The 20278-nt window shown below is 75.5% G+C and carries 15 protein-coding genes and 1 pseudogene; 5 read left to right on the top strand and 11 right to left on the bottom strand.

Annotated elements, in window-relative coordinates:
• The first annotated feature begins 124 nt into the window (after positions 1–124).
• Positions 125–2692, top strand: a complete 2568-nt coding sequence (gene pepN, locus ACFU9A_RS09825) for an aminopeptidase N (protein ID WP_430575034.1) — start codon at positions 125–127, stop codon at positions 2690–2692.
• Between the two features lie 68 nt (positions 2693–2760).
• Here the strand turns inward: pepN and malQ are convergent, their stop codons facing one another.
• Together malQ and ACFU9A_RS09815 are read right to left on the bottom strand one after the other, a co-directional pair.
• Positions 2761–4881 (bottom strand): 4-alpha-glucanotransferase, encoded by a 2121-nt coding sequence (malQ, locus tag ACFU9A_RS09820; protein WP_430575370.1) that lies wholly within the window; start codon positions 4879–4881, stop codon positions 2761–2763.
• A pseudogene (locus tag ACFU9A_RS09815) lies at positions 4794–5015 on the bottom strand (hypothetical protein); the annotation flags it as partial. The pseudogene ACFU9A_RS09815 and the gene malQ, both read right to left, overlap by 88 nt.
• Positions 5016–5315: 300 nt before the next feature.
• Here ACFU9A_RS09815 and ACFU9A_RS09810 point away from each other — a divergent pair.
• Positions 5316–6377 (top strand): mechanosensitive ion channel family protein, encoded by a 1062-nt coding sequence (locus ACFU9A_RS09810; protein WP_430575033.1) that lies wholly within the window; start codon positions 5316–5318, stop codon positions 6375–6377.
• Positions 6378–6418: 41 nt separating this feature from the next.
• Here ACFU9A_RS09810 and ACFU9A_RS09805 read toward each other — a convergent pair whose 3' ends face one another.
• On the bottom strand, positions 6419–6667 hold the full coding sequence (locus ACFU9A_RS09805) for a glucose PTS transporter subunit EIIB (RefSeq protein WP_430575032.1): 249 nt from the start codon (positions 6665–6667) through the stop codon (positions 6419–6421).
• A gap of 103 nt (positions 6668–6770) precedes the next feature.
• On the opposite strand from ACFU9A_RS09805, the gene ACFU9A_RS09800 reads away from it, so the two are divergent.
• The 3 genes from ACFU9A_RS09800 to ACFU9A_RS09790 all read left to right on the top strand — a co-directional run bounded on the left by ACFU9A_RS09800 (position 6771) and on the right by ACFU9A_RS09790 (position 9156).
• Positions 6771–7178 (top strand): globin, encoded by a 408-nt coding sequence (locus ACFU9A_RS09800; RefSeq protein ID WP_430575031.1) that lies wholly within the window; start codon positions 6771–6773, stop codon positions 7176–7178.
• Positions 7179–7191: 13 nt separating this feature from the next.
• Positions 7192–8115, top strand: coding sequence for an acyl-CoA thioesterase (locus ACFU9A_RS09795; protein ID WP_430575030.1), 924 nt, complete (start codon positions 7192–7194; stop codon positions 8113–8115).
• Positions 8116–8181: 66 nt separating this feature from the next.
• Positions 8182–9156: a DNA topoisomerase IB gene (locus tag ACFU9A_RS09790; protein WP_430575029.1), complete on the top strand. Its 975-nt coding sequence runs from the start codon at positions 8182–8184 to the stop codon at positions 9154–9156.
• A gap of 15 nt (positions 9157–9171) precedes the next feature.
• On the opposite strand, the gene ACFU9A_RS09785 is transcribed toward ACFU9A_RS09790, so the two are convergent.
• The 8 genes from ACFU9A_RS09785 to ACFU9A_RS09750 all read right to left on the bottom strand — a co-directional run bounded on the left by ACFU9A_RS09785 (position 9172) and on the right by ACFU9A_RS09750 (position 20227).
• Entirely contained in the window at positions 9172–9675 is a 504-nt protein-coding gene (locus ACFU9A_RS09785; protein ID WP_430575028.1) for an acyl-CoA thioesterase, read from the bottom strand.
• A gap of 50 nt (positions 9676–9725) precedes the next feature.
• A complete protein-coding gene (locus ACFU9A_RS09780) occupies positions 9726–11462 on the bottom strand; it encodes a GTPase (protein ID WP_430575027.1) in 1737 nt (578 codons plus the stop codon).
• Entirely contained in the window at positions 11459–13468 is a 2010-nt protein-coding gene (locus ACFU9A_RS09775) for a dynamin family protein (protein ID WP_430575026.1), read from the bottom strand. The genes ACFU9A_RS09780 and ACFU9A_RS09775 overlap by 4 nt, the downstream gene beginning before the upstream one ends.
• Positions 13469–13569: 101 nt before the next feature.
• Positions 13570–14538, bottom strand: a complete 969-nt coding sequence (locus ACFU9A_RS09770) for a phosphotransferase (RefSeq protein ID WP_430575025.1) — start codon at positions 14536–14538, stop codon at positions 13570–13572.
• Between the two features lie 104 nt (positions 14539–14642).
• Positions 14643–16325: an energy-dependent translational throttle protein EttA gene (ettA, locus tag ACFU9A_RS09765; protein ID WP_430575024.1), complete on the bottom strand. Its 1683-nt coding sequence runs from the start codon at positions 16323–16325 to the stop codon at positions 14643–14645.
• A gap of 129 nt (positions 16326–16454) precedes the next feature.
• Entirely contained in the window at positions 16455–16931 is a 477-nt protein-coding gene (locus ACFU9A_RS09760; protein WP_430575023.1) for a single-stranded DNA-binding protein, read from the bottom strand.
• 48 nt (positions 16932–16979) lie between these two features.
• Positions 16980–18569, bottom strand: a complete 1590-nt coding sequence (locus ACFU9A_RS09755; protein ID WP_430575022.1) for a GTPase — start codon at positions 18567–18569, stop codon at positions 16980–16982.
• Positions 18566–20227: a GTPase gene (locus ACFU9A_RS09750; RefSeq protein WP_430575021.1), complete on the bottom strand. Its 1662-nt coding sequence runs from the start codon at positions 20225–20227 to the stop codon at positions 18566–18568. Before ACFU9A_RS09750 ends, ACFU9A_RS09755 begins: the two co-directional genes overlap by 4 nt.
• Positions 20228–20278 lie beyond the last annotated feature (51 nt).

Raw genomic sequence — 20278 nt, 5'->3', positions numbered from 1 at the left:
GGTCGAACCCGTCCCCGCAGGAACGGGGCAATTCCGTGCGTCGGCCCTGGTTCGAGGTGGCATCATCGTGCGCGAGCCTGCGCGCCCATCACGCGCTGCACCACCTTGAAACGAGGGAGAACCCGTGCCCGGAGAGAACCTGACCCGCGCCGAGGCGATCGAGCGCGCCGACGTCGTCACCGACGTCGAGTCGTACGCCATCGACCTCGACCTCACCACCGGCCCGACCACGTTCGCGTCCACCACCGTCATCCGGTTCTCCGCCACCCCCGGCGCGAGCACCTTCGTCGACCTGGTCGCGCCGACCGTGCGCGAGGTCGTGCTCAACGGCCGCGCGCTGGACCCGGCCGAGGTGTTCGCCGACTCGCGCATCGCGCTCGCCGACCTCGCCGCGCAGAACGAGCTGCGCGTCGTCGCCGACTGCGCCTACACGAACACGGGCGAGGGCCTGCACCGCTTCGTCGACCCGGTCGACGGCGAGGTCTACCTGTACACCCAGTTCGAGGTGCCGGACGCCCGCCGCGTCTTCGCCACCTTCGAGCAGCCCGACCTCAAGGCGCCGTTCCAGGTCACCGTCACCGCCCCCGCCGCCTGGGAGGTCGTGTCGAACCAGCCGACGCCGGAGCCCGCCGACGCCACGCACGCGACGGACGCCGACGTCCCGACCGCGACGTGGGCGTTCGAGCCGACGCCGCGCATCTCGTCCTACCTGGTGGCCCTCGTCGCCGGCCCCTACGCCGTGCAGCGCGGCGAGCTCACGTCGTCGGACGGCCGCACGATCCCGCTGGGCGTGTTCTGCCGCTCGTCGCTGGCCGAGCACCTCGACGCCGACTACATCATGGAGACCACCCGCAAGGGCTTCGCGTTCTACGAGTCGACCTTCGGCGTGCCGTACCCGTTCGACAAGTACGACCAGCTCTTCGTGCCCGAGTACAACATGGGCGCGATGGAGAACCCGGGCTGCGTGACCTTCACCGAGTCCTACGTCTTCCGCTCCCAGGTCACCGACGCGATCCGCGAGCGCCGGGTCGTGACGATCCTGCACGAGCTGGCCCACATGTGGTTCGGCGACCTCGTCACGATGAAGTGGTGGAACGACCTCTGGCTGAACGAGTCGTTCGCCGAGTACGCGTCCACGCTCGCCACCGCCGAGGCCACCGAGTGGGAGGCCGCCTGGACCACGTTCTCCGCCATGGAGAAGACCTGGGCCTACCGCCAGGACCAGCTGCCCTCCACCCACCCGATCGTCGCGGAGATCCGCGACCTCGAGGACGTGCAGGTCAACTTCGACGGCATCACCTACGCCAAGGGCGCGTCGGTCCTCAAGCAGCTCGCCGCGTGGGTCGGCCGCGAGGAGTTCCTCTCCGGCGTCTCCGCGTACTTCCGCAAGCACGCGTGGTCCAACACCGAGCTGCGCGACCTCCTCGTCGAGCTCGAGGCCACGAGCGGCCGCGACCTCGCCGCCTGGTCGAAGGCGTGGCTGGAGACGGCGGGCGTCAACACGCTCCGCCCGGAGATCGAGGTCGACGCCGAGGGCCGCATCAGCGGCTTCGCCGTGCTGCAGTCGGCGCCCGCCGACTACCCGACCATCCGCCCGCACCGCCTCGGCATCGGCTGCTACGACCTGGTCGACGGCGCGCTGGTGCGCACCCACCAGGTCGTCATCGACGTCGACGGCGAGCGCACCGAGGTGCCGGGGCTCGTGGGCCGCGAGCGCCCCGCGCTCGTGCTCCTCAACGACGACGACCTCGCGTACGCGAAGATCCGCCTCGACGACGAGTCCCTCGCGGTGGCCGTCGAGCACCTGTCGCACATCAGCGACCCGCTGGCCCGCTCCCTCGTCTGGGGCTCGGTCTGGGACGCGGTGCGCGACGGCGAGACGCCCGCGTCGTCGTACGTCGACCTGGTGCTCGGCAACATCGCCGCCGAGACGGAGTCGACGACGGTCCGCACCACGATGAACCAGCTCGGCCTGGCCGCCCGGTCCTATGTGGCGCCGGAGCGCCGCGCCGCGACCCTGGCGCGCATCGGCGACCGCCTCTGGGCGCTCGCGCAGGACGCCGAGGCGGGCTCCGACCTGCAGCTGCAGCTCGTGAAGTTCTTCGCGGCGCTGGCGTCGACCTCCGAGCACGCGGCGCCGCTGCGCGGGCTGCTCGACGGGTCCGTCGCCCTCGGCGGCCTCGAGGTGGACACCGACCTGCGGTGGGAGCTGCTCGAGAGCCTCGTGCTGCTCGGCGCGGCCGAGGACGCGGAGATCGACGCCGCCCTCGCGCAGGACGACACCGCGACCGGCCGCCAGGCCGCCGCCCGGGCGCGCGCCGCCCGGCCGACGGTCGAGGGCAAGGAGGCCGCGTTCGCGTCGATCGTCGACCAGACGGACGTGCCGAACGCGATCATCCGCTCCACGGCCGCGGGCTTCGTGCACGTGACGGACCCGGCCGTGCTGGAGCCGTTCGCCGCCCGCTGGGTCGACGCGCTGCTGCCGATCTGGACCACGCGCAGCTACCACATCGCGGAGGAGCTCATCGAGGGCCTCTACCCGGCGCCGCTCGCGTCGGCCGCGCTGCGCGACGCCGTCCGCGGCTGGCTGGACGCCCACGCGGACGCCCCGGCCGCCCTGCGCCGCATGGTGGTCGAGCAGCTCGCCGGCACCGAGCGCGCGCTCGCCGCGCAGGCCGTCGACGCCCGCTGACGACGCCCGGACAGACGGAACCCCGCCCGGTCACACGACCGGGCGGGGTTCCGTGCGTCCGGGCGGCGCTACCGCGCGGTGCGGACCGCCTGGACGAGGGAGCGCAGGCGCGCGTTCTCGAAGAGGTCGTCCACCAGCACCACGTTGCCGGAGCCGTCGGCCAGCGGCACCTTCCAGTTCGGGTACTCCTGGTCGGTGCCGGGCTGGTTCTGCGTCCGGCGCTCGCCGACGGCGTCGGTGAGCTGCACGCCCACCAGGGCCGCCGGAGACCGGCGCAGGTAGCGGTGCAGGCCCTCGACGATCTCCCGCTCGGACGGGTGGTCCGAGACCAGGCCCCGCATGGCGAGGGCCAGCACGACGGAGTCCCGCTCCGTGCGGGCGAGGCTGCGCAGCTCCTGCGCGTCGTCGGCGAGGAGCCCGAGGCGCTCCCGCAGGTCGACGTGCTCCCCGGCGAGGTAGCCGGCCGCGGGCGGCATGTCGTGCGTGCCGACGGTGGCGAGCGACGCGCGCCGGTACCTCTCCGGCTCCAGCGGCCGCCCGTCCTCCTTCTCGAACCACAGCACCGAGGTGCCCAGGACGCCGCGCGCGGCGAGCTCGTCGCGCACCCACGGCTCGAAGACGCCGAGGTCCTCCCCCACGACGACGGCTCCCGCGCGACGCGCCTCCAGGCACAGGATCCCGACCAGCGCCTCGTGGTCGAAGCGCACGTAGGTGCCGTCGGACGGCGCGGCACCGGCGGGCACCCACCACTGGCGGAACAGGCCGATCACGTGGTCCACCCGCAGGGCACCCGCGTGCCGCAGCACGGTGCGCAGCATGTCCCGGTAGGGGGCGTAGCCGGCCTTCGCGAGCGCACGCGGGTTCCACGGCGGCTGCGACCAGGACTGGCCCTGCTGGTTGTACATGTCGGGGGGTGCGCCGACGGAGACGTCGCGCGCCAGCACGTCGCGGTGCGCCCAGGCGTCCGCGCCCTGCGGGTGCGCGCCGACGGCGAGGTCGTGCATGATCCCGATCCGCATCCCGGCCTCGCGCGCCACGCGCTGGGCGGTCTGCTTCTGCTCGTCGGCCACCCACTGGAGCCAGACGTAGAACTCGACCCGCTCGGACAGCCGCTCGCGCAGCGCCGCGACGGCCGGCGAGGCCGGGTCGCCCAGCTCGTCGGGCCGGGGCCGCGAGCCCAGGTGCTCGACGATGGCGCACCAGGTGGCGAAGTCTCGCAGGCCCGTCCCCTCCTCGGCGACGAACTCCTCGTACGCCGCCTGCCGGGCCGCGCGGCGCGGGGCCGTGAACACGACCTCGAGGGCCGCCTTCTTGGCCTCCCACACCGCGTCGCGGTCGAGCGCGCCCGGGTCGGCGACGAGGTCGCGCACCGGGTCGGCGGCCCACTCCACGAGGGAACGGTCCGCCGCGGACAGGTAGGCCGTCTCCGGGATGTCCTCCACCCGCACGTAGAGCGGGCTGAGGAAGCGGCGGCTCGTCGGCAGGTACGGCGACGGGGTCAGCGGGGTCACCGGCTCGGTGGCCGACAGCGGGTTCACGCCCACGAAGTCGGCCCCGCCCCGGTGCGCCGTCAGCCATGCCAGGTCCGCGAGGTCGGCGAGGTCGCCCACGCCCCACGACGTGCTCGAGCGCACCGAGTACAGCTGGACGAGGAAGCCCCACCACTGGTCGTCGTCCAGGCCCGCCGGCAGCTCCAGCCGGCCGGGCGTGACGACCACGGTGGTGCGGGTCTCGTGGCCCTCGGCGAGCGCGTACAGGGCGTGCCAGCCGAGGGGCAGGTCCGCGGGCAGGGCGAACGTCGCGCGCCCCACCCGACGGCCGTCGACCGTGCGGGGCTCGACGAAGACGTCGAGCTGCTCCAGGTCGCGGCGCGGGCGCACCGCGTGGTCGCGGGCCGCCGGCTCCGCGCCGTCCACCTCGAGCCACACGTGGACCGCCGCGCCGTCCGTGACGTGCACCGGCACGTGCGCGCCGTCGCCCTGGCGCACGACGACGGTGTGCGGGAGCACCGTGCGCCACGCGTCGTCCTGCGCGCGCTGCAGGCTGTGCGTCACCTGCTGCGGCGAGTCCGCCGGGACGCCCAGGGCGCCGAGGACGGAGATCAGCGTCGACGCCGGGGCGCGGACCACGTCCCCGCCGAAGCCGTGGTGCTCGGTGAGCACGCCGTACGCCGCGGCCAGCTCGCGCAGGGCGTCGTCCGGCTCGTCCGCGCGCGCGGCTCCGGCGGCGGGCGCCTCCGCCGACGGCGGGTCCGCGGGCTCCTCGGCCGGCTTCTCGTCGGCCTTCTCGTCGGCCTTCTCGTCGGCCTTCTCGTCGGCCTTCTCGTCGGCCTTCTCGTCGGCCTTCTCGTCGGCCTTCTCGTCGGACTTGTCCGCGTCCTGCGCGGCGGGCTCCTCGCGCTCCTTCGTGGCGGCGGGCGACGACGGCGACCCGGACGAGGACTCGGCCGCCGCCTCGGGCGCTTGGGCGCGCGCGTCGTCGGGCGTCTCGTCCGTGGTCGGCTTGTCCTTGCTCACGGGAACGATCCTGCCATCCCCCGCGCGACCAGGCCGTCCGCCCACGCTGCGGCGCCCGGGGCCGGCGGGCGTTTCGTCACGACGGCGGCCCTCGCTACCGTGGTCGGGTGACTCCCGCGATCCTCTCCCTCCGGACCGCTGCCCCTGCGGCGGTGAGCCCGAGCCCCGACCCCAGCGAGACCTCCATCCTCGACGAGGGCGCGAAGGCCGCGGCCGACGCCGGGTCCAAGTTCTGGGAGTGGTTCACCGGCTGGCCGCTGCAGATCCTCGTCATCCTGGTGATCGGCGGCATCGTCCTGGCGCTGCTGCGCCGTGTGATCGGGCACGTCACCGAGAGCATCGCCACGGGGGCGGGGACGAAGACCACCGAGGGCCCCTCGCCCTCGGCGGCGTGGCGCCGGTACCTCAACCGCGCCCCCTTCGTGGAGGACGCGCTGGCCATGGCCAACCCGCTGGCCAAGCAGCGGCGGGCGCAGCGGGCCCGCACCGTCGGCTCCGTGCTGCGGTCGTCCGCCAACATCGTGGTCGGCACGATCATGCTGCTGATGATCCTGCAGTCGGTGGGCGTCAACGTCGCCCCCCTGATCGCGTCCGCCGGGGTCGTCGGTATCGCGATCGGTTTCGGCGCCCAGGCGCTCGTGAAGGACTTCATCTCCGGCATCTTCCTGCTGGTCGAGGACCAGTTCGGCGTCGGCGACACGGTCGACCTCGGGTCGGGCGCCGTCGGCACCGTCGAGGAGGTGCAGCTGCGCGTCACGCAGGTGCGCGCCTTCGACGGCACCCTCTGGTACGTGCGCAACGGCGAGATCCTGCGCGCCGGGAACATGACGCAGCAGTGGTCGCGGGCCGTCGCCGAGGTGCGGGTCCCCGTCGGCTCCGACGTCGACCTGGTCCGCGCGGCGCTCGGCCGGGCCGCGGACGCCCTGCAGTCCGACCCGGTGCTCTCGTCCGTGCTGCTCGAGGTCCCGTCCGTGCGCGGCGTCGACGCCGTCAACGACGCCACCCTGACGTTCACGCTGCACGCGCAGACCCGCCCCGGAGACCAGTGGGAGGTCTCGCGCGAGCTGCGCCGCCTCGCGCAGGAGCAGCTGCGCGAGGCGGGGGTGCTCCCGCGGCTGGACGAGCCGGAGCTGCCCGCGCTGGAGAAGGCCGCCGACGGCGACGCCTGACCGGCGCGCCGCATCGGCGTCGCCGGGCGGGCCCGGTGGGGTCAGGAGACGAGCAGCGGGTCCATCTGGGCCGCGAGGTCGTCGGCCTCCGGCCCCACGATCACCTGCACCACGCGGCCCGAGCGCACCACGCCGAACGCCCCCGACGCCTTGAGCCCCGGCTCGTCCACGAGGTCCGGGTCGCTCACCTCGACCCGCAACCGGGTGATGCACGGCTCGAGCTCGACGACGTTCCGGCTGCCGCCGAGCGCCGCGAGGATGTCGTCAGCCTTGTTCGAGGCGATGGTCATAGGGGCCTCCCGTGGAGTGCGTCGTTGCAGGTCCGTGACCAGCCTAACGCGCCGGGCGCCAGGACGGGAGAAGCGGCGTCCTCGCGTCTGGGAGGATGGCCCGGTGACGGACCAGACTTCACCCGCGGCCCCTCCGGAGTCGTTCTACGACGCCGTCGGCGGGCACACCACCTTCGAGCGCCTCGTCGACGTGTTCTACGAGGGCGTCGCCGACGACGAGGTGCTGCGTCCCATGTACCCGGAGGAGGACCTCGGGCCCGCGAAGGTGCGGCTCACCCTGTTCCTCGAGCAGTACTGGGGCGGCCCGACGACCTACAGCCAGCAGCGCGGCCACCCGCGGCTGCGCATGCGGCACGCGCCGTTCAAGGTCAACCCCGACGCCCGCGACCGCTGGCTGCGGCACATGCGCACCGCCGTCGACTCGCTCGGCCTGGCGCCGATCCACGAGTCCCAGCTCTGGGACTACCTGGAGCGCGCGGCCCACAGCATGATCAACACCTTCGACGAGTGAACGAGGAGCGAGCGTGAGCGAGACGACGACCACCGCCACCGCCTCCGGCGCCATCCCCGACGCCCTGGACCGCCTCCTGTCCGCGCTCGACCTGAGCGAGGTCGACGGCTGGGGCCCGCGCGGCGAGGACGACCTGTGGCGCGGCGACAGCGTGCCCGGCCCCGCCCGGCGCGTGTACGGCGGCCAGGTGCTGGCCCAGGCGCTGCTCGCCTGCGGGCGCACCGTCGACGACGACCGCCTGCCGCACTCGCTGCACGCGTACTTCCTGCGCGAGGGCACGCTGGACACCCCGATCGACTTCGCCGTCGAGCGGCTGCGCGACGGGCGGTCGTTCAGCGCGCGCCGCTCGCACGCCATCCAGCACAACAAGCCGATCCTGTCGCTCACGGTGTCGTTCCAGGTGGACCAGCCGGGCTACGAGGCCTCGGAGCCCGCGCCGGGCGACGTGCCGCCGCCCGAGGACGTCCCGTCCGCGATCGAGATGCTCGACGGCATCGACCACCCTGCCGCGAAGTTCTGGTCCCACGAGTCGGCGTTCGACCTGCGGCACGTGGGCGGCTCGCTGTACCTCGGCCCCGACCCGGACCCCAAGCCCACCCAGCAGGTGTGGGTCCGCGCCCGGCACGCGATCGCCTCCGACGACCGGCTGCTGCACCGCGCGCTCCTCGCGTTCGCCTGCGACCAGGTGATGCTGGAACCCGTGCTGCGCCAGGCCGGGAAGTCGTGGACCGACGTGGGCGGCACCGTGCCGATGGCGAGCCTCGACCACGCGATGTGGTTCCACCGCGACGCGCGCGCCGACGACTGGCTGCTGTACGTGCAGGAGTCCCCCGGCGCCCAGGGCGGGCGCGGCCTCGGCCTGGCGCGCGTCTACGACCGCGAAGGGCGGCTCGTGGCGAGCATCGCGCAGGAGGGCATGATCCGGCTGCCCTCCTGATCGCGGCCTGATCGCGGCCGCCACGGCGGCGGTGCGGGGACCACGGCCGCGCCGCACACTGTGCGCGTGCGACTGCGCCGTGTGTCCGCGTCCTCGCCCGGCTACTCGCGCCGCGCGAGGGGTGACGGCTGGGTGTTCCTCGACGTCGCGGGAGCGCCCCTCGACGACGCGGCCGAGGTGGCGCGCTGCACGCGCCTGGCGATCCCGCCGGCCTGGACCGACGTGTGGATCTGCCGCCACCCCGACGGCCACCTGCAGGCGTTCGGCCGGGACGACGCCGGACGCGGGCAGTACCTGTACCACGAGGAGTGGCAGGAGCGGCGGTCCCGGCGCAAGCACGACCACGTGCTCGACGTCGGGCGCCGGCTGCCGGCCGCCCGGGGCCGGGTGACCCGTGACCTCTCCCGGCCCGGCCTCGGCCGCCGGACGGTGCTCGCGCTCGCGTTCCGGCTGCTCGACGACGCGTACTTCCGCGCGGGCGGCGAGGTCTACGCCGCTCGGCACGGGAGCTACGGCCTCGCGACGATCCGCAAGGAGCACGCCACCGTGCGGCGCGACGGCACCGTGCACTTCCGCTACCCCGCCAAGTCGGGGCAGCTGCGCGACGCCCTCGTGGAGGACCCGACGGTGGCCCGCCTCGTCACGACGCTCAAGCGGCGCCGCGGCGGCGTCGACCTGCTCGCCTGGCGGGACGACACCGGCAGCTGGCACGACGTCTCCAGCGCGGACGTGCAGGCCGACGTCAAGGAGCGCCTCGGCGCGGACGCGACGCCGAAGGACTTCCGCACCTGGCACGCCACCGTGCTCACCGCGCGGGCGCTGGCCGAGGTCGGCGCGCCGCCCCCGTCCGGACGCGGCCGGGCACGCGTGATCCGCGGGATCGTCGGCGACGTGGCCGACGAGCTCGGCAACACGCCCGCGGTCGCCCGCTCGTCGTACATCGACCCGCGCCTGTTCGACCTGTGGGAGCACGGCGAGACGATCGGCCCGACCCGGACGCGTGCGAGCGCCGAGAGCGCCGTCCTGGACCTGCTGGGCTGACCTGGCCGACGCGGGTCAGCCGCGTCGGCGGAACGCCACGGGCGCCTCGAGGAACGGCTCCCACGCGGCGCGCTCGTCCTCGGTCACGCGGCGGGGCTTCCCGCTGGCCGCGTCCACGACGACGATCGTCGTGACGGCCTTGACGTACGGGGCTGCGCCGGACGCCGGGGCCGTGCGCGGGAAGCCGCCGGGCGCGCCGTCGTGCACCTCGTAGCAGACCTCCAGGCTGGCCCCGCCGATGGCGCCGATCCACATCTCCACGCGCACCGGGGTACGAGTGAAGCCCAGCGGCCGCAGGTACTCGATCTGCTGTCCGGCGACGAAGGTGTGCGACGTCGCGTGCGGGCCGGTGTCCAGGATGGCGGTGGGCCACTCCTCGCCGTCCGCGGCGTCCGCGTGGCGCCAGAACGCGGTGATGCGGGCGTCCTCCAGGAGGCCGAACATCGCGACGTTGTTGACGTGCTGGTACGCGTCGAGGTCGGACCAGCGCAGCGGGACGGGAACGTGCAGACGGGTCATGGCTCGCATCGTCGCACGACAGCGGGCCCGTCCAGGAATCGGCGCGGTCGTCAGCCCGCGGCGATCGCCGCGGCGGCACGGCAGCGGGCGAGGGCGCCGAGCTCGTCGCCCACCGGCACCCGCACCAGGCGGTCCGCGACACCCGTCACCGACTCACGCAGCCGGCGCCGCACCCGGGTGGCCCGGCGCCGAGCCCCCGCCGCCCCGACCCCCCGCGCGACCAGGGCGAGCAGCAGGCCCAGCAGGAGCCCACCGATCGCGAGGAGCGTGGGCCAGGGGACCTCCAGCACCCCGCCCCCGGAACCCGTGAGGTCCACGGTGAGGACGGGCAGGATCAGCGGCGGCAGGCGGAAGTACTCGATCGCCGCGGCCGCGGCGAGCCACAGGAGGCCCGCGACGGCGGCCGCGAGCAGCAGCCACTGGACGAAGCCCGCGACGGCCCACCAGCGCGGCCGGCGCGCGGCCTCCAGCTGCGTCCCGACCACCGCCTGGTCCAGGTCGCCCGGCAGCCGGTCGATCCCGTCCTGCGCCCGCGCCCGCGCGACGAGCACCCAGGCGTCCGGGGCCCCGTCCGTCACCTCGTCGACGTAGCGCCGGACCGCCGACGCGGCGGCGGCGCGCACCGCGGGCCGGGCCGTGGGCAGCGAGCTGCGCACCAGGTCCGGCCGCTCGGGTGCTCCCCGCCCGGGGCCGCCGGCCTCGCGCGCACCGCCCTCTCCCCCGCGGCGGAGGCCGAGGCGACGCAGCGGGTCGCGCCTCAGGCGGGACACCCACCGGGTCACGGGCCACCCCGTGACGAGGTGGGCGTCGCGCCGGTGCGCCGCTGCCACGGCGTCCGCCACCGTGGGCACGCCCGCGGCGGCCTCGAGCGCGTCGACGAGCGTGCCCGCCGCCCGCTCGCCGGCGCGGGGCGCCGGCCCGGTGCCGCACGCGTCGGCGATGGCCCGGGCCGCCGCCCGGGCGTCCGCGGCGAGCCGCGCGGTCGCGGCCTCCCGGCGCGCCGCGGCCTCGGCGAGCAGCCCCTTGAGCTGGTCCATCCCCTGCCCCGTGGCCGCGGACACCGCCAGCACGCGGGCGCCGTCGAGGCCGTCCGCGGCGACCAGGCGACGCAGGTCGGCGAGCATGGCGTCGGTCTCCGCGGCGGACAGCCGGTCGGTCTGGTTGAGCACGACCACCACCACCTCCGACCGGCCCGCCAGCGGCCGCAGGTAGCCCTCGTGCAGCGCGGCGTCGGCGTACTTCTGCGGGTCCACGACCCACACCAGCAGGTCCGCCCGCTCCACCAGCCGCTCCGCGCGCACACGGTGCTCCACGACCACCGAGTCGTGGTCCGGCAGGTCCAGCAGCACGAGGCCCGTCGAGATCCCGGCGGGCACCCGCCGCCCGCGCAGCCGGGCGATCCCCCGGCGCGGCGGCCGCGCCGGGCCGTCGTCGTCGTCGTCCTCGGGGAGCGCCATCTCCTGCCGCCGCCGCACCTCGAGCCAGTCCAGCAGCGGACCGGCACCGTCGCCCCACACGGCAGCCACCGGGTGGGAGGTCGTGGGGCGCCGCACGCCGACGGTCGCGATCTCCTCGCCGGCGACCGCGTTGAGCACGCTGGACTTGCCGGAGCCGGTGGCGCCCGCGAGCGCGACGACCGTGTGCTCCGCGGACAGGCCGCCCCGTTCGCGGGCGCGCGTGACGACGGCGCGCGCGTCGTCGAGCAGCGCGCGGTCCAGGCGGCCGCTCGCGGCCGCCACGGCCGTCTCGAGGGCGGCGGTACGGTCCGCCAGGTCGATCCGGCTCACGCGTCCCCCTCCTCGCGCCGGTCGCGGGCGCGCCAGCGCGACCACCAGCCCCCGCGGCGCCCGGAGTCGTCGCCAAGCGCCTCGCCGGCGTCGTCGGCCTCCGCGGCCCGGTCGGGCGCCTCGGGCGGGCGCAGCGTCCCGGCCCCGCGCAGCAGCCCCCCGCTCCACGGGCGTGTCGCCCCCTCGTCCGGGACGGTGCGGGCCGCGCGCTCGGTGCGCGCGGTGGCGGCCACCCGGTGGGCGGCGTCGCGCACCCCGGCCGCGCCCGTCTCCTGCGTGCCGAGCGCGTCGAGCTGCGCCGTGTAGCGCGCCGCCTGCCCGCGCAGCACCGCCTCGACGCGGGCCTGCAGGCGCTCCTTCGCCTGCGCGGCGAGGCGCCGCACCGCCTCGTCGCCGAACACGGCCTCGAGCAGCTTCTGCGCCACGACGGCGGTACCGCCCGCGATGCCGATCTCGGCGCCGGTGAGCCCCGCGGTGGACGCGAAGACGATCACCATGAGGCTGACGCCGAGCGCGTTGACGCCGAACGACACCGCGCGGGCCGTGCCGCGCCGTGACTCCCCCTGCTCCCGCACCAGCTCCAGCACGTCCTCCTGCCAGCCCCGGATCTGCACGGCGACCTCGGTGCGCAGCGCCGCCGGCACCCGCGCCAGGTCGAGGCCGTCCAGGAGCGCCGATCCCGCGGCGTCACCTCGCCAGGCCGTGTAGGTGCGCTCGGCGGCCTGCTCCGCGGCGTCGAGGATCACCGACTCCAGGCCGGTCGCGATGGCCTGCTCCACCTGCGGGCCCTCCTTCGGCCGCCCGCGGAAGAACCGCACCAGCGCGTCGCGCGCCCGCCCGACCCCCGCCTCGACCGCGCGGAAGAACTCCCCCGTGCCGACGAAGTCCTGCCAGCGGGCCAGGACCTCGCCGCGCAGCAGCGCGCCGTCCGACGTCGCCGCCTCCACCTGCGCCAGCGCCTCCGCGTGGTAGCGGCGCGCGGCGTCCCGCAGGCGCGCGTCGGCCACCTCCTGCCCGTCGGCCGTCTCGGCGAGCGCGACGGCGCGGCGCACCAGGTCGTCCACGACGCCGTCCCGGGTGGCCGCGATGACGCGGGCCCGCGCCTCGGGGTCGCCGCCCAGCCCGGAGAGCCAGGTCGCGACCTCCGCGACCGCCGCCTCCGGCAGCAGGCCGTCGACGAGGGCGTCCGGCCCCTGCTCCGCCGCCTCGCCGAGGACGAAGACGCGCGCGCCCTCGAGCCCGTGCTCGGCGACCATGCGGCGCAGGTCGTCGGCCACGACCTCCGCCCCCGGGTCCACCCGGTCGAGCACGATCGCGACCTGCGCGCGACGGCGGGCGGCCTGCCCCAGCAGGTCCCACGGCACGGCGTCGGCGTAGCGGGCGGCCGTCGTGACGAAGAGCCAGAGGTCGGCCGCACCCAGCAGCTGCGCGGACAGCTCGCGGTTGGCGACCTCCACGGAGTCGATGTCCGGCGCGTCCAGCAGCGCCAGGCCCTGGGGCAGCGCGTCGCTCGCGACCAGGCGCAGCGCGGCCGCGCCTTCCGCCGACCGGTCGCCGCCCTCCGCGGGGGCGGCCTCGCCGCGCGGCCCGGCGCCCGAGGAGGTCACGCGGGCCAGGCCCGGCAGCACCCGGTCGGTGGTGAACCACCGCGCGTCGAGGGGGTGGTGCACCAGCACGGGGGCGCGGGTGGTCGGCCGGAGGACGCCGGGCGCCGAGACCGGCTCGCCCAGCAGGGAGTTGACCAGCGTCGACTTCCCCGCACCGGTGGACCCGCCGACGACCACCAGCAGCGGCGCCCGCTCCGCGCGCAGCCGCGGCAGCAGGTAGTCGTCGAGCTGGTCGACCGCCTGGTGCAGGTCCGTGCGCGCCGCCGCGACCCCGGGCGTCTCCAGCGGCAGGCGCAGGGCACCCAGGCGCGCGCGCAGCACCTCCAGCGCGTCCACGAGCTCCCGGGCGGTCGCCCCCTCCCGCGGTGCAGGGTCGGGCGTCGGGTCCGGGTCGGTCATGTGCCCAGTGTGCCCACCCGCAGCGATCCGCGCAGGGTTGACCTGTGACGATGCGTCCTCCCCGGGCACGGACCCACCGGATCTCGCGGAGGGTGCGGCGATCAGTCGCCCAGCCGGCGGCGCAGCCAGGCGACGCACACCTGGCCCTGCGCACGCTGGAACGCGCGCACGTGCGGGATGCCCGGGGGCGGCGGCTGCAGCGACGAGTGCACGAAGTAGCCCATGAGCGCGACGAGGTAGGCCGTGACCGCGCCCTCCTCGGTCCCCGCCGGCAGCGGGCGGAGGGCGAGCGCCTCCTCCGGCGTCGGGCCGCCCTCGAGCCGGACCGCGGGCAGCATGCCCACGAGGTCGCAGAACGCCGCGCCACGGGCGGCGTTCGGCCAGTCCACGGCCAGCGCGCGGGTGCCCCCCGCGCTCTCGAGCGCGTCGACGAGCAGCGCGTTGTCGCCGCGCAGGTCGCCGTGCACCAGCACGTCGCCCGTCACCGCGGCGGGTGCGTCCTGCTCGATCGTCGCGAGCCGGTCCAGGTGCGTCGTGAGCCACGGGTCGTAGGACGCGAGCCCGTGGGGGCGCTCGGCCGCGAGCCGTTCCGTCCGGCCCGTCGGCAGCTCCGTCTCGTAGTCCGGGAGCAGTCCCGGGGCCACGTCGTGCTCGGCCACGCCGGCGGCGAGGTCGAGGACGGCGCGCAGGTCCTCCGCGACCCACGGCATGCGCGGGGTCCGCGACGGCAGCGTCTCGAACGCGAGCGCCACCCAGGCGTCGTCGTCGGTGTCGCCCGCGGCGTCCACCGCCCACAGGAACCGGGGCGTGGGCACGCCGTCGGGCAGCAGCGCGGCGCGGCGCGCCTCCTCCCGGTACATGCCGACCGTGAACGGGTGCTCGGCGCTCACCGCCTTGACGAACACCGGCCCGCCCGCGGTGCGGAGCGTGGACGCCAGCCCCTGGGAGTAGCCGCCGTCGTGGCTGGTCCACCCCGTCACCGAGGCACCCAGCCGGCCCTCGACCGCGGCTCGCACGCGCGCCGGCAGATCGGTCCAGGTCGGGCGGGTGCGGGTCGGGGTGGCGGTCATCGCTGGAGTATCCCCCGTCGACAGTCCGTTCGCCCCAGGCATTTGTAGACCGACGCAGGACGCCCCCGGCACCGCACGGGTGCCGGGGGCGTCCAGGGGCGCGGTCAGTCGCGCGTGAGCTTGCGGTACGTCACGCGGTGCGGGCGCGCGGCGTCGGCGCCCAGGCGCTCGACCTTGTTCTCCTCGTACGAGGCGAAGTTGCCCTCGAACCAGTACCAGTTCGCCGGGTCCTCCTCCGTGCCCTCGTACGCGAGGATGTGGGTCGCGACCCGGTCGAGGAACCACCGGTCGTGGGAGACCACGACGGCGCAGCCGGGGAACTCGAGCAGCGCGTTCTCCAGGGAGCCGAGGGTCTCGACGTCCAGGTCGTTCGTCGGCTCGTCGAGCAGCAGCAGGTTGCCGCCCTGCTTGAGGGTCAGGGCGAGGTTGAGGCGGTTGCGCTCACCGCCGGACAGCACGCCCGCGGGCTTCTGCTGGTCCGGGCCCTTGAAGCCGAACGACGCCACGTAGGCGCGGGACGGGATCTCGACGTTGCCGACCTTGATGAAGTCGAGCCCGTCGGAGACGACCTCCCACAGGGTCTTCTTCGGGTCGATGCCGCCGCGCGACTGGTCGACGTAGGAGATCTTCACCGTCTCGCCGACCTTGAGGTCGCCGCCGTCGAGCGGCTCGAGGCCCACGATCGTCTTGAACAGCGTGGTCTTGCCGACGCCGTTGGGGCCGATGACGCCGACGATGCCGTTGCGCGGCAGCGTGAAGCTGAGGCCGTCGATGAGCTGGCGCCCGTCGAAGCCCTTCTGCAGGTTCGACGCCTCGAGGACCACGCTGCCCAGGCGGGGACCCGCCGGGATCTGGATCTCCTCGAAGTCGAGCTTCCGCGTCCGCTCCGCCTCCGCGGCCATCTCCTCGTAGCGGGCCAGGCGCGCCTTGGACTTCGTCTGGCGGCCCTTCGCGTTGGAGCGCACCCAGTCGAGCTCGTCCTTGAGGCGCTTGGCGAGCTTGGCGTCCTTCTTGCCCTGCACCTCGAGGCGGGCCTGCTTCTTCTCCAGGTAGGTGGAGTAGTTGCCCTCGTACGGGTAGAGCCGGCCGCGGTCGACCTCGCAGATCCACTCCGCGACGTGGTCGAGGAAGTACCGGTCGTGCGTGACGGCGAGGACGGCGCCCGGGTAGGTCGCCAGGTGCTGCTCGAGCCACAGCACCGACTCGGCGTCGAGGTGGTTGGTGGGCTCGTCGAGCAGCAGCAGGTCCGGCTTCTCCAGGAGCAGCTTGCACAGCGCGACGCGGCGGCGCTCGCCACCGGAGAGCACCTTGACGTCGGCGTCCGGCGGCGGGCAGCGCAGGGCGTCCATCGCCTGCTCGAGCTGGGAGTCGAGGTCCCACGCGTCGGCGGCGTCGATGTCCTCCTGCAGCGTGCCCATCTCCGCGAGCAGCGTGTCGAAGTCGGCGTCCGGCTCCGCCATGAGGGCAGAGATCTCGTTGAAGCGGTCGATCTTCGCCTTGAGGGGGCCGACGGCCTCCTCGACGTTGCCGAGCACCGTCTTGTCCTCGTTGAGGGGCGGCTCCTGCATGAGGATGCCGACCGTGTACCCCGGGGAGAGGCGCGCCTCGCCGTTCGACGGCTGCTCGAGGCCCGCCATGATCTTGAGGATCGTCGACTTCCCGGCGCCGTTGGGGCCGACGACGCCGATCTTGGCGCCGGGCAGGAAGTTCAGCGAGACGTCGTCGAGGATGACCTTGTCGCCGTGCGCCTTGCGCGCCTTGTACATGGAGTAGATGAACTCAGCCACTGGCTCTGCTTCCACCGTTCGATCGCGCGGGGAACCCGAGAGGTCGGGTCCGAGAGGTTCGAGGCTCCAGCGGAGCACGCTGGAGGACCGGCATGGCGGCCGGTCCACCAGCCTACGCGACCGGGGCGCTCACACGCCGACCGGGACCGGATCCTCCTCGTGCTCCGACCGGACCGGGCCCGCCGCGTCGGCCGCGTCGGCCGCGTCGGCCGGCTGGCCCGTGGTCTCGTCCGCCGCGGTCCGGTCGACGACGCGCGTGAACCGGGCCAGCCCGCGCGTGACGTCCGGACCGACGGCGTGCGCGTCGACGACGAGCTGCCAGCGCTCGTTGCCGTCCCTGTCGGTCCACTCCTCGGTGGAGAGCCGGCCCGCGACCACCACCGGGTCGCCCTGGCCGAGCGACTCGGCGACGTTCCGGGCGCCGGTCCGGAAGGACTTGACGGTGAACCACAGGGTCTGGCCGTCCGACCAGTCCCCGCTCTGCGCGTCCCGCACGCGGCGCGTGCTCGCCACGCGGAACGTGGTCCACTCCACGCCGTTCGGCGACCGGTGGAGCGTCGGCTTGGTCCCGACGAACCCGTTGACCGTGATGCTGACCTCGTTCATGCGCTCCTCCTGGGCTCGGCGCCGACGGTCGCCGGCGTGCGCCCAGGATCAGTCGCGCGAGGCCCGGTGGGCGCCCTTCCGGGGTGCATCTGTGGACGACGGCGCCAGCTCGCCGCCTGTGGGCAGCCTCAGGGACCCGGTGAGCGGCCGCGACGTCGGGAGCTCGGTCGCCGCCTGGGCCAGCTCGCGCACCCGGCGGTGCTCGACCAACAGTCGCTGCGTGGGCTCCCCGAGCCCCTCCGAGAGCACGCGCTCGAGCGCCGCGCGGCCGGCCGAGGCGACCGCCTGCTCCCGCTTGCGGGCCAGGGTCCGCCGGGCGGCGGTCGCGGCGAACGCCACCGCGACGGCGGCCACCGCCAGCACGACCGCGCCGCCGAGCGCCACACCACCCCAGGGGGAGCCGAGGTCGAGCACGCCGGTGAGCGCGAGCACCGCCACGACGGCGGCCACCACCGCGACCCCGCCGAGCGCCCACGACGTGCGGCGCAGCGTCCGCGCCGACGACGGGCCACGGGTGTCGAGCGCGACGCCCCGCAGCGCCCCCGCCACCGAGGTCCGCAGCTGGTCGGCCCCCGCCACCGACGCCGCGAGCGAGCGCTGCCAGCCCGGGCGCAGCGACGCGCCCGCCCGGGTGAGCCAGCGGGCCCGCGACAGCGCCACCGCGTCGCGGTCCGGCGGCGGCACCTCCGGGCGCCCGTAGCCGTTGCGCACGGCGTTGCCCACCTGGGTCGCGACGGCGTCCAGGCCCGTCGCGGCGACCAGCGCGTCGAGCTCGCGCTCCACGGCCGGGCCCATCTGCCACGGCACCTCGGCCGGCGTCTGCGCCAGCAGCAGGCGGGCCGCCGCGTCGAGCTCGGCCGCCGCTCGCCCGGCCGCCACCGACCGGCGCGCGCACGCCTCCTCCAGGAGCACCCGGACGCGGTCGATCCCCTCGCCCGTGCGCGCCGAGACGCCCTGCACGTACACGCCGCGCAGCCCGTCGTCCTCGAGCAGGCGCGCGAGGTCCTTCAGCAGGTTCTCGCGCTGCGCGTCGGGCACGGTGTCGACCTGGTTGAGCAGCACGACCATGGAGGACTCGGAGCCCACGGCCTCGCGCAGGTAGCCGGAGTGCAGGGCGTCGTCCGCGTACTTCTGCGGGTCCACCACCCAGACGAGCAGGTCGACCAACGGCAGCACCCGGTCCACGACCTCGCGGTGCGCCGGCTCGACGGAGTCGTGGTCGGGCAGGTCGAGCAGCACCAGCCCGGCCAGCTTCTCCTCGTCCTCGCCGTCGAGCTCGCCGCCCTGCGTGATCCGCCGCTCGCGGTCCACCCCCACCCAGTCGAGCAGCGCCTCGGCGTCGTCGGACCAGGAGCACGCGGTGACGCGGGCCGTCGTGGGGCGCTTCACGCCCACGTCGGCGAAGCTCAGCCGCGACACCTTGTTGAACAGGCTCGACTTGCCCGAGCCCGTGCCCCCGGCGAACGCCACCACCGTGTGGTCGACGCCGAGCGCGAGGCGCTGGCGCACGCCCTCGACCGCGGCCGTGACGCGCTTGGACGTCGTGTCGTCGAGACGGGGGCCGGCGATCTCGAGCGCCTTGGCCAGGTCCTCGGTGCGGGCGCGCAGGGTCGCGTCGTGGGTCGGGCTCTCGGTCATGTCAGCCTCCTGAGCTCGGCGAGTCGCACGCGCAGCCCCGCGGCCGCGTCGTCGGCGGGTTCGGACGGCGCGAGGTCGTCCAGCACGGCCTCCACCTCGGCGTCGACGACGGCGGCCGCGCGGTCGCCGAGGTCCTCGCGCAGGGCGGTGACCGGGTCGTTCGCCGTGTCCCCGAGGACGCGGTCCAGGAGGCGGGCGGCGTCGTCGCTGCCGGCGGCGGAGGCCAGGAGCAGCGTCGCCAGGCCGCGCGGCCCGAACGCCTTCACGGCGGACTCGACCCGCGGCGCCTGGGTGCCGCCCACGAGCTCGGCGACGACGGCGTCCGCGCGCTCGGACCACCCCGCCACGCGGCCGGGCACGTCCGCCTCGCGGGCGGCCGTGCGCGCCGCGCCGTCGGGCGCCACCGCCTCGCCACCGGCGGGCGCTCCCGGCCCGGCGAGCACGGCGCGCAGCCGCTCCTCCACGCGGGCCCCGGAGGCGGCGAGGGTGCGCGCGGCGGCGTCGACGACGTCGGACCGCAGGCCGTCGAGCGCGGCCTCGCGGGCGCGGCCGGCCCTGCGCGTGCTGCGCGCCCGGTCGCCGCGCACCTTGACGCGGTCGACGCCCGCCGTGCCGGAGAGCTCCCGCCACCGGGCCTCGACCGACGCCCCGGCCACGACGCCCGCGGCGACGGCGTCACGGGCGAGCTGCTCCGCCGCGGGGATCTCCTCGGTGACGCGGCGGCGCAGGACGTGCACGGCGTCCTGCTGGGCGTCCAGCGCGTCCGCGAGGGACGTGACCCAGCCGGGCAGCGCCCCCAGCGCACCCTTGAGCGTCCGCACGACGACCGCCCGCGAGCGGTCCGGCCCGGCGAGCATGGTGAGCCAGCGCCGCACCGGCTGCACGACCGCGGGGTCGAGCAGGCCCTCGTGCGGACCGACGTCCGGGATCACGAACAGCGGCACGTCGGTCATGCCGTGCTCGCGCAGGCGCTGCATCAGGTCGCCGCGCACCGTGGTCAGCGTCTCCTTCGGCACCCGGTTGAGCACCATCGCCACGGACGCGCCGCGCTCGGTCGCGCGGGCCAGCGCCTGCCACGGCAGGGCGTCGCCGTACCGGGCGGCGGTCGTGACGAACAGCCACAGGTCGGCGGCCTCGAGCAGCTGCTGCGCCGTCGACCGGTTCTGCTGGACGAAGGAGTCCAGGTCGGGGGCGTCGAGGAGCGCGGTGCCCCGCGGGACGCCCTCGTGCTGCACGACGCGGGACAGGTCCGTCACCGGGCCCGTCGCCATCACGTCGGCGTCGAGGGGGTGGTGCGCGAGCACCGGCTCGCGGGTGGTGGGCCGCAGCACCCCGGCCTCGGAGACCGGCTCGCCGAGCAGCGAGTTGTACAGGGTGGACTTGCCCGCCCCGGTGGACCCGGCCACCACGACGACGGCCGGGGACGACAGCTCCTTCAGCCGCGGCAGCAGGTGCTCGTCGAGCTGCGCCAGCAGGCGGTCGCGCGAGGCCGCGGCGTCCTCGGCCCCGTCGATCGGCAGGGGCAGCTCGACGGCCGCGACGTCGCGGCGCAGGTCGCGGGCCACGTCGTGGACGGTGACGCCGATCTCCTCGCCGGCCCCGGCGTCCTTCCTGCTCGCGGCGCGGCGCGAGGCGCGGGTTTCCAGGGAAGGTGTCACGGGCACATCCTTCCCGCTGGGGCCGGTCGTGCCAAACGCGCGCGCCGCACG

The sequence above is a fragment of the Isoptericola sp. NPDC057653 genome (assembly GCF_042799955.1).
GTDB lineage: Bacteria > Actinomycetota > Actinomycetes > Actinomycetales > Cellulomonadaceae > Isoptericola.
The sequence above is the reverse complement of the archived record's forward strand: the minus strand, read 5'-3'. Positions and strand labels throughout refer to the sequence as shown.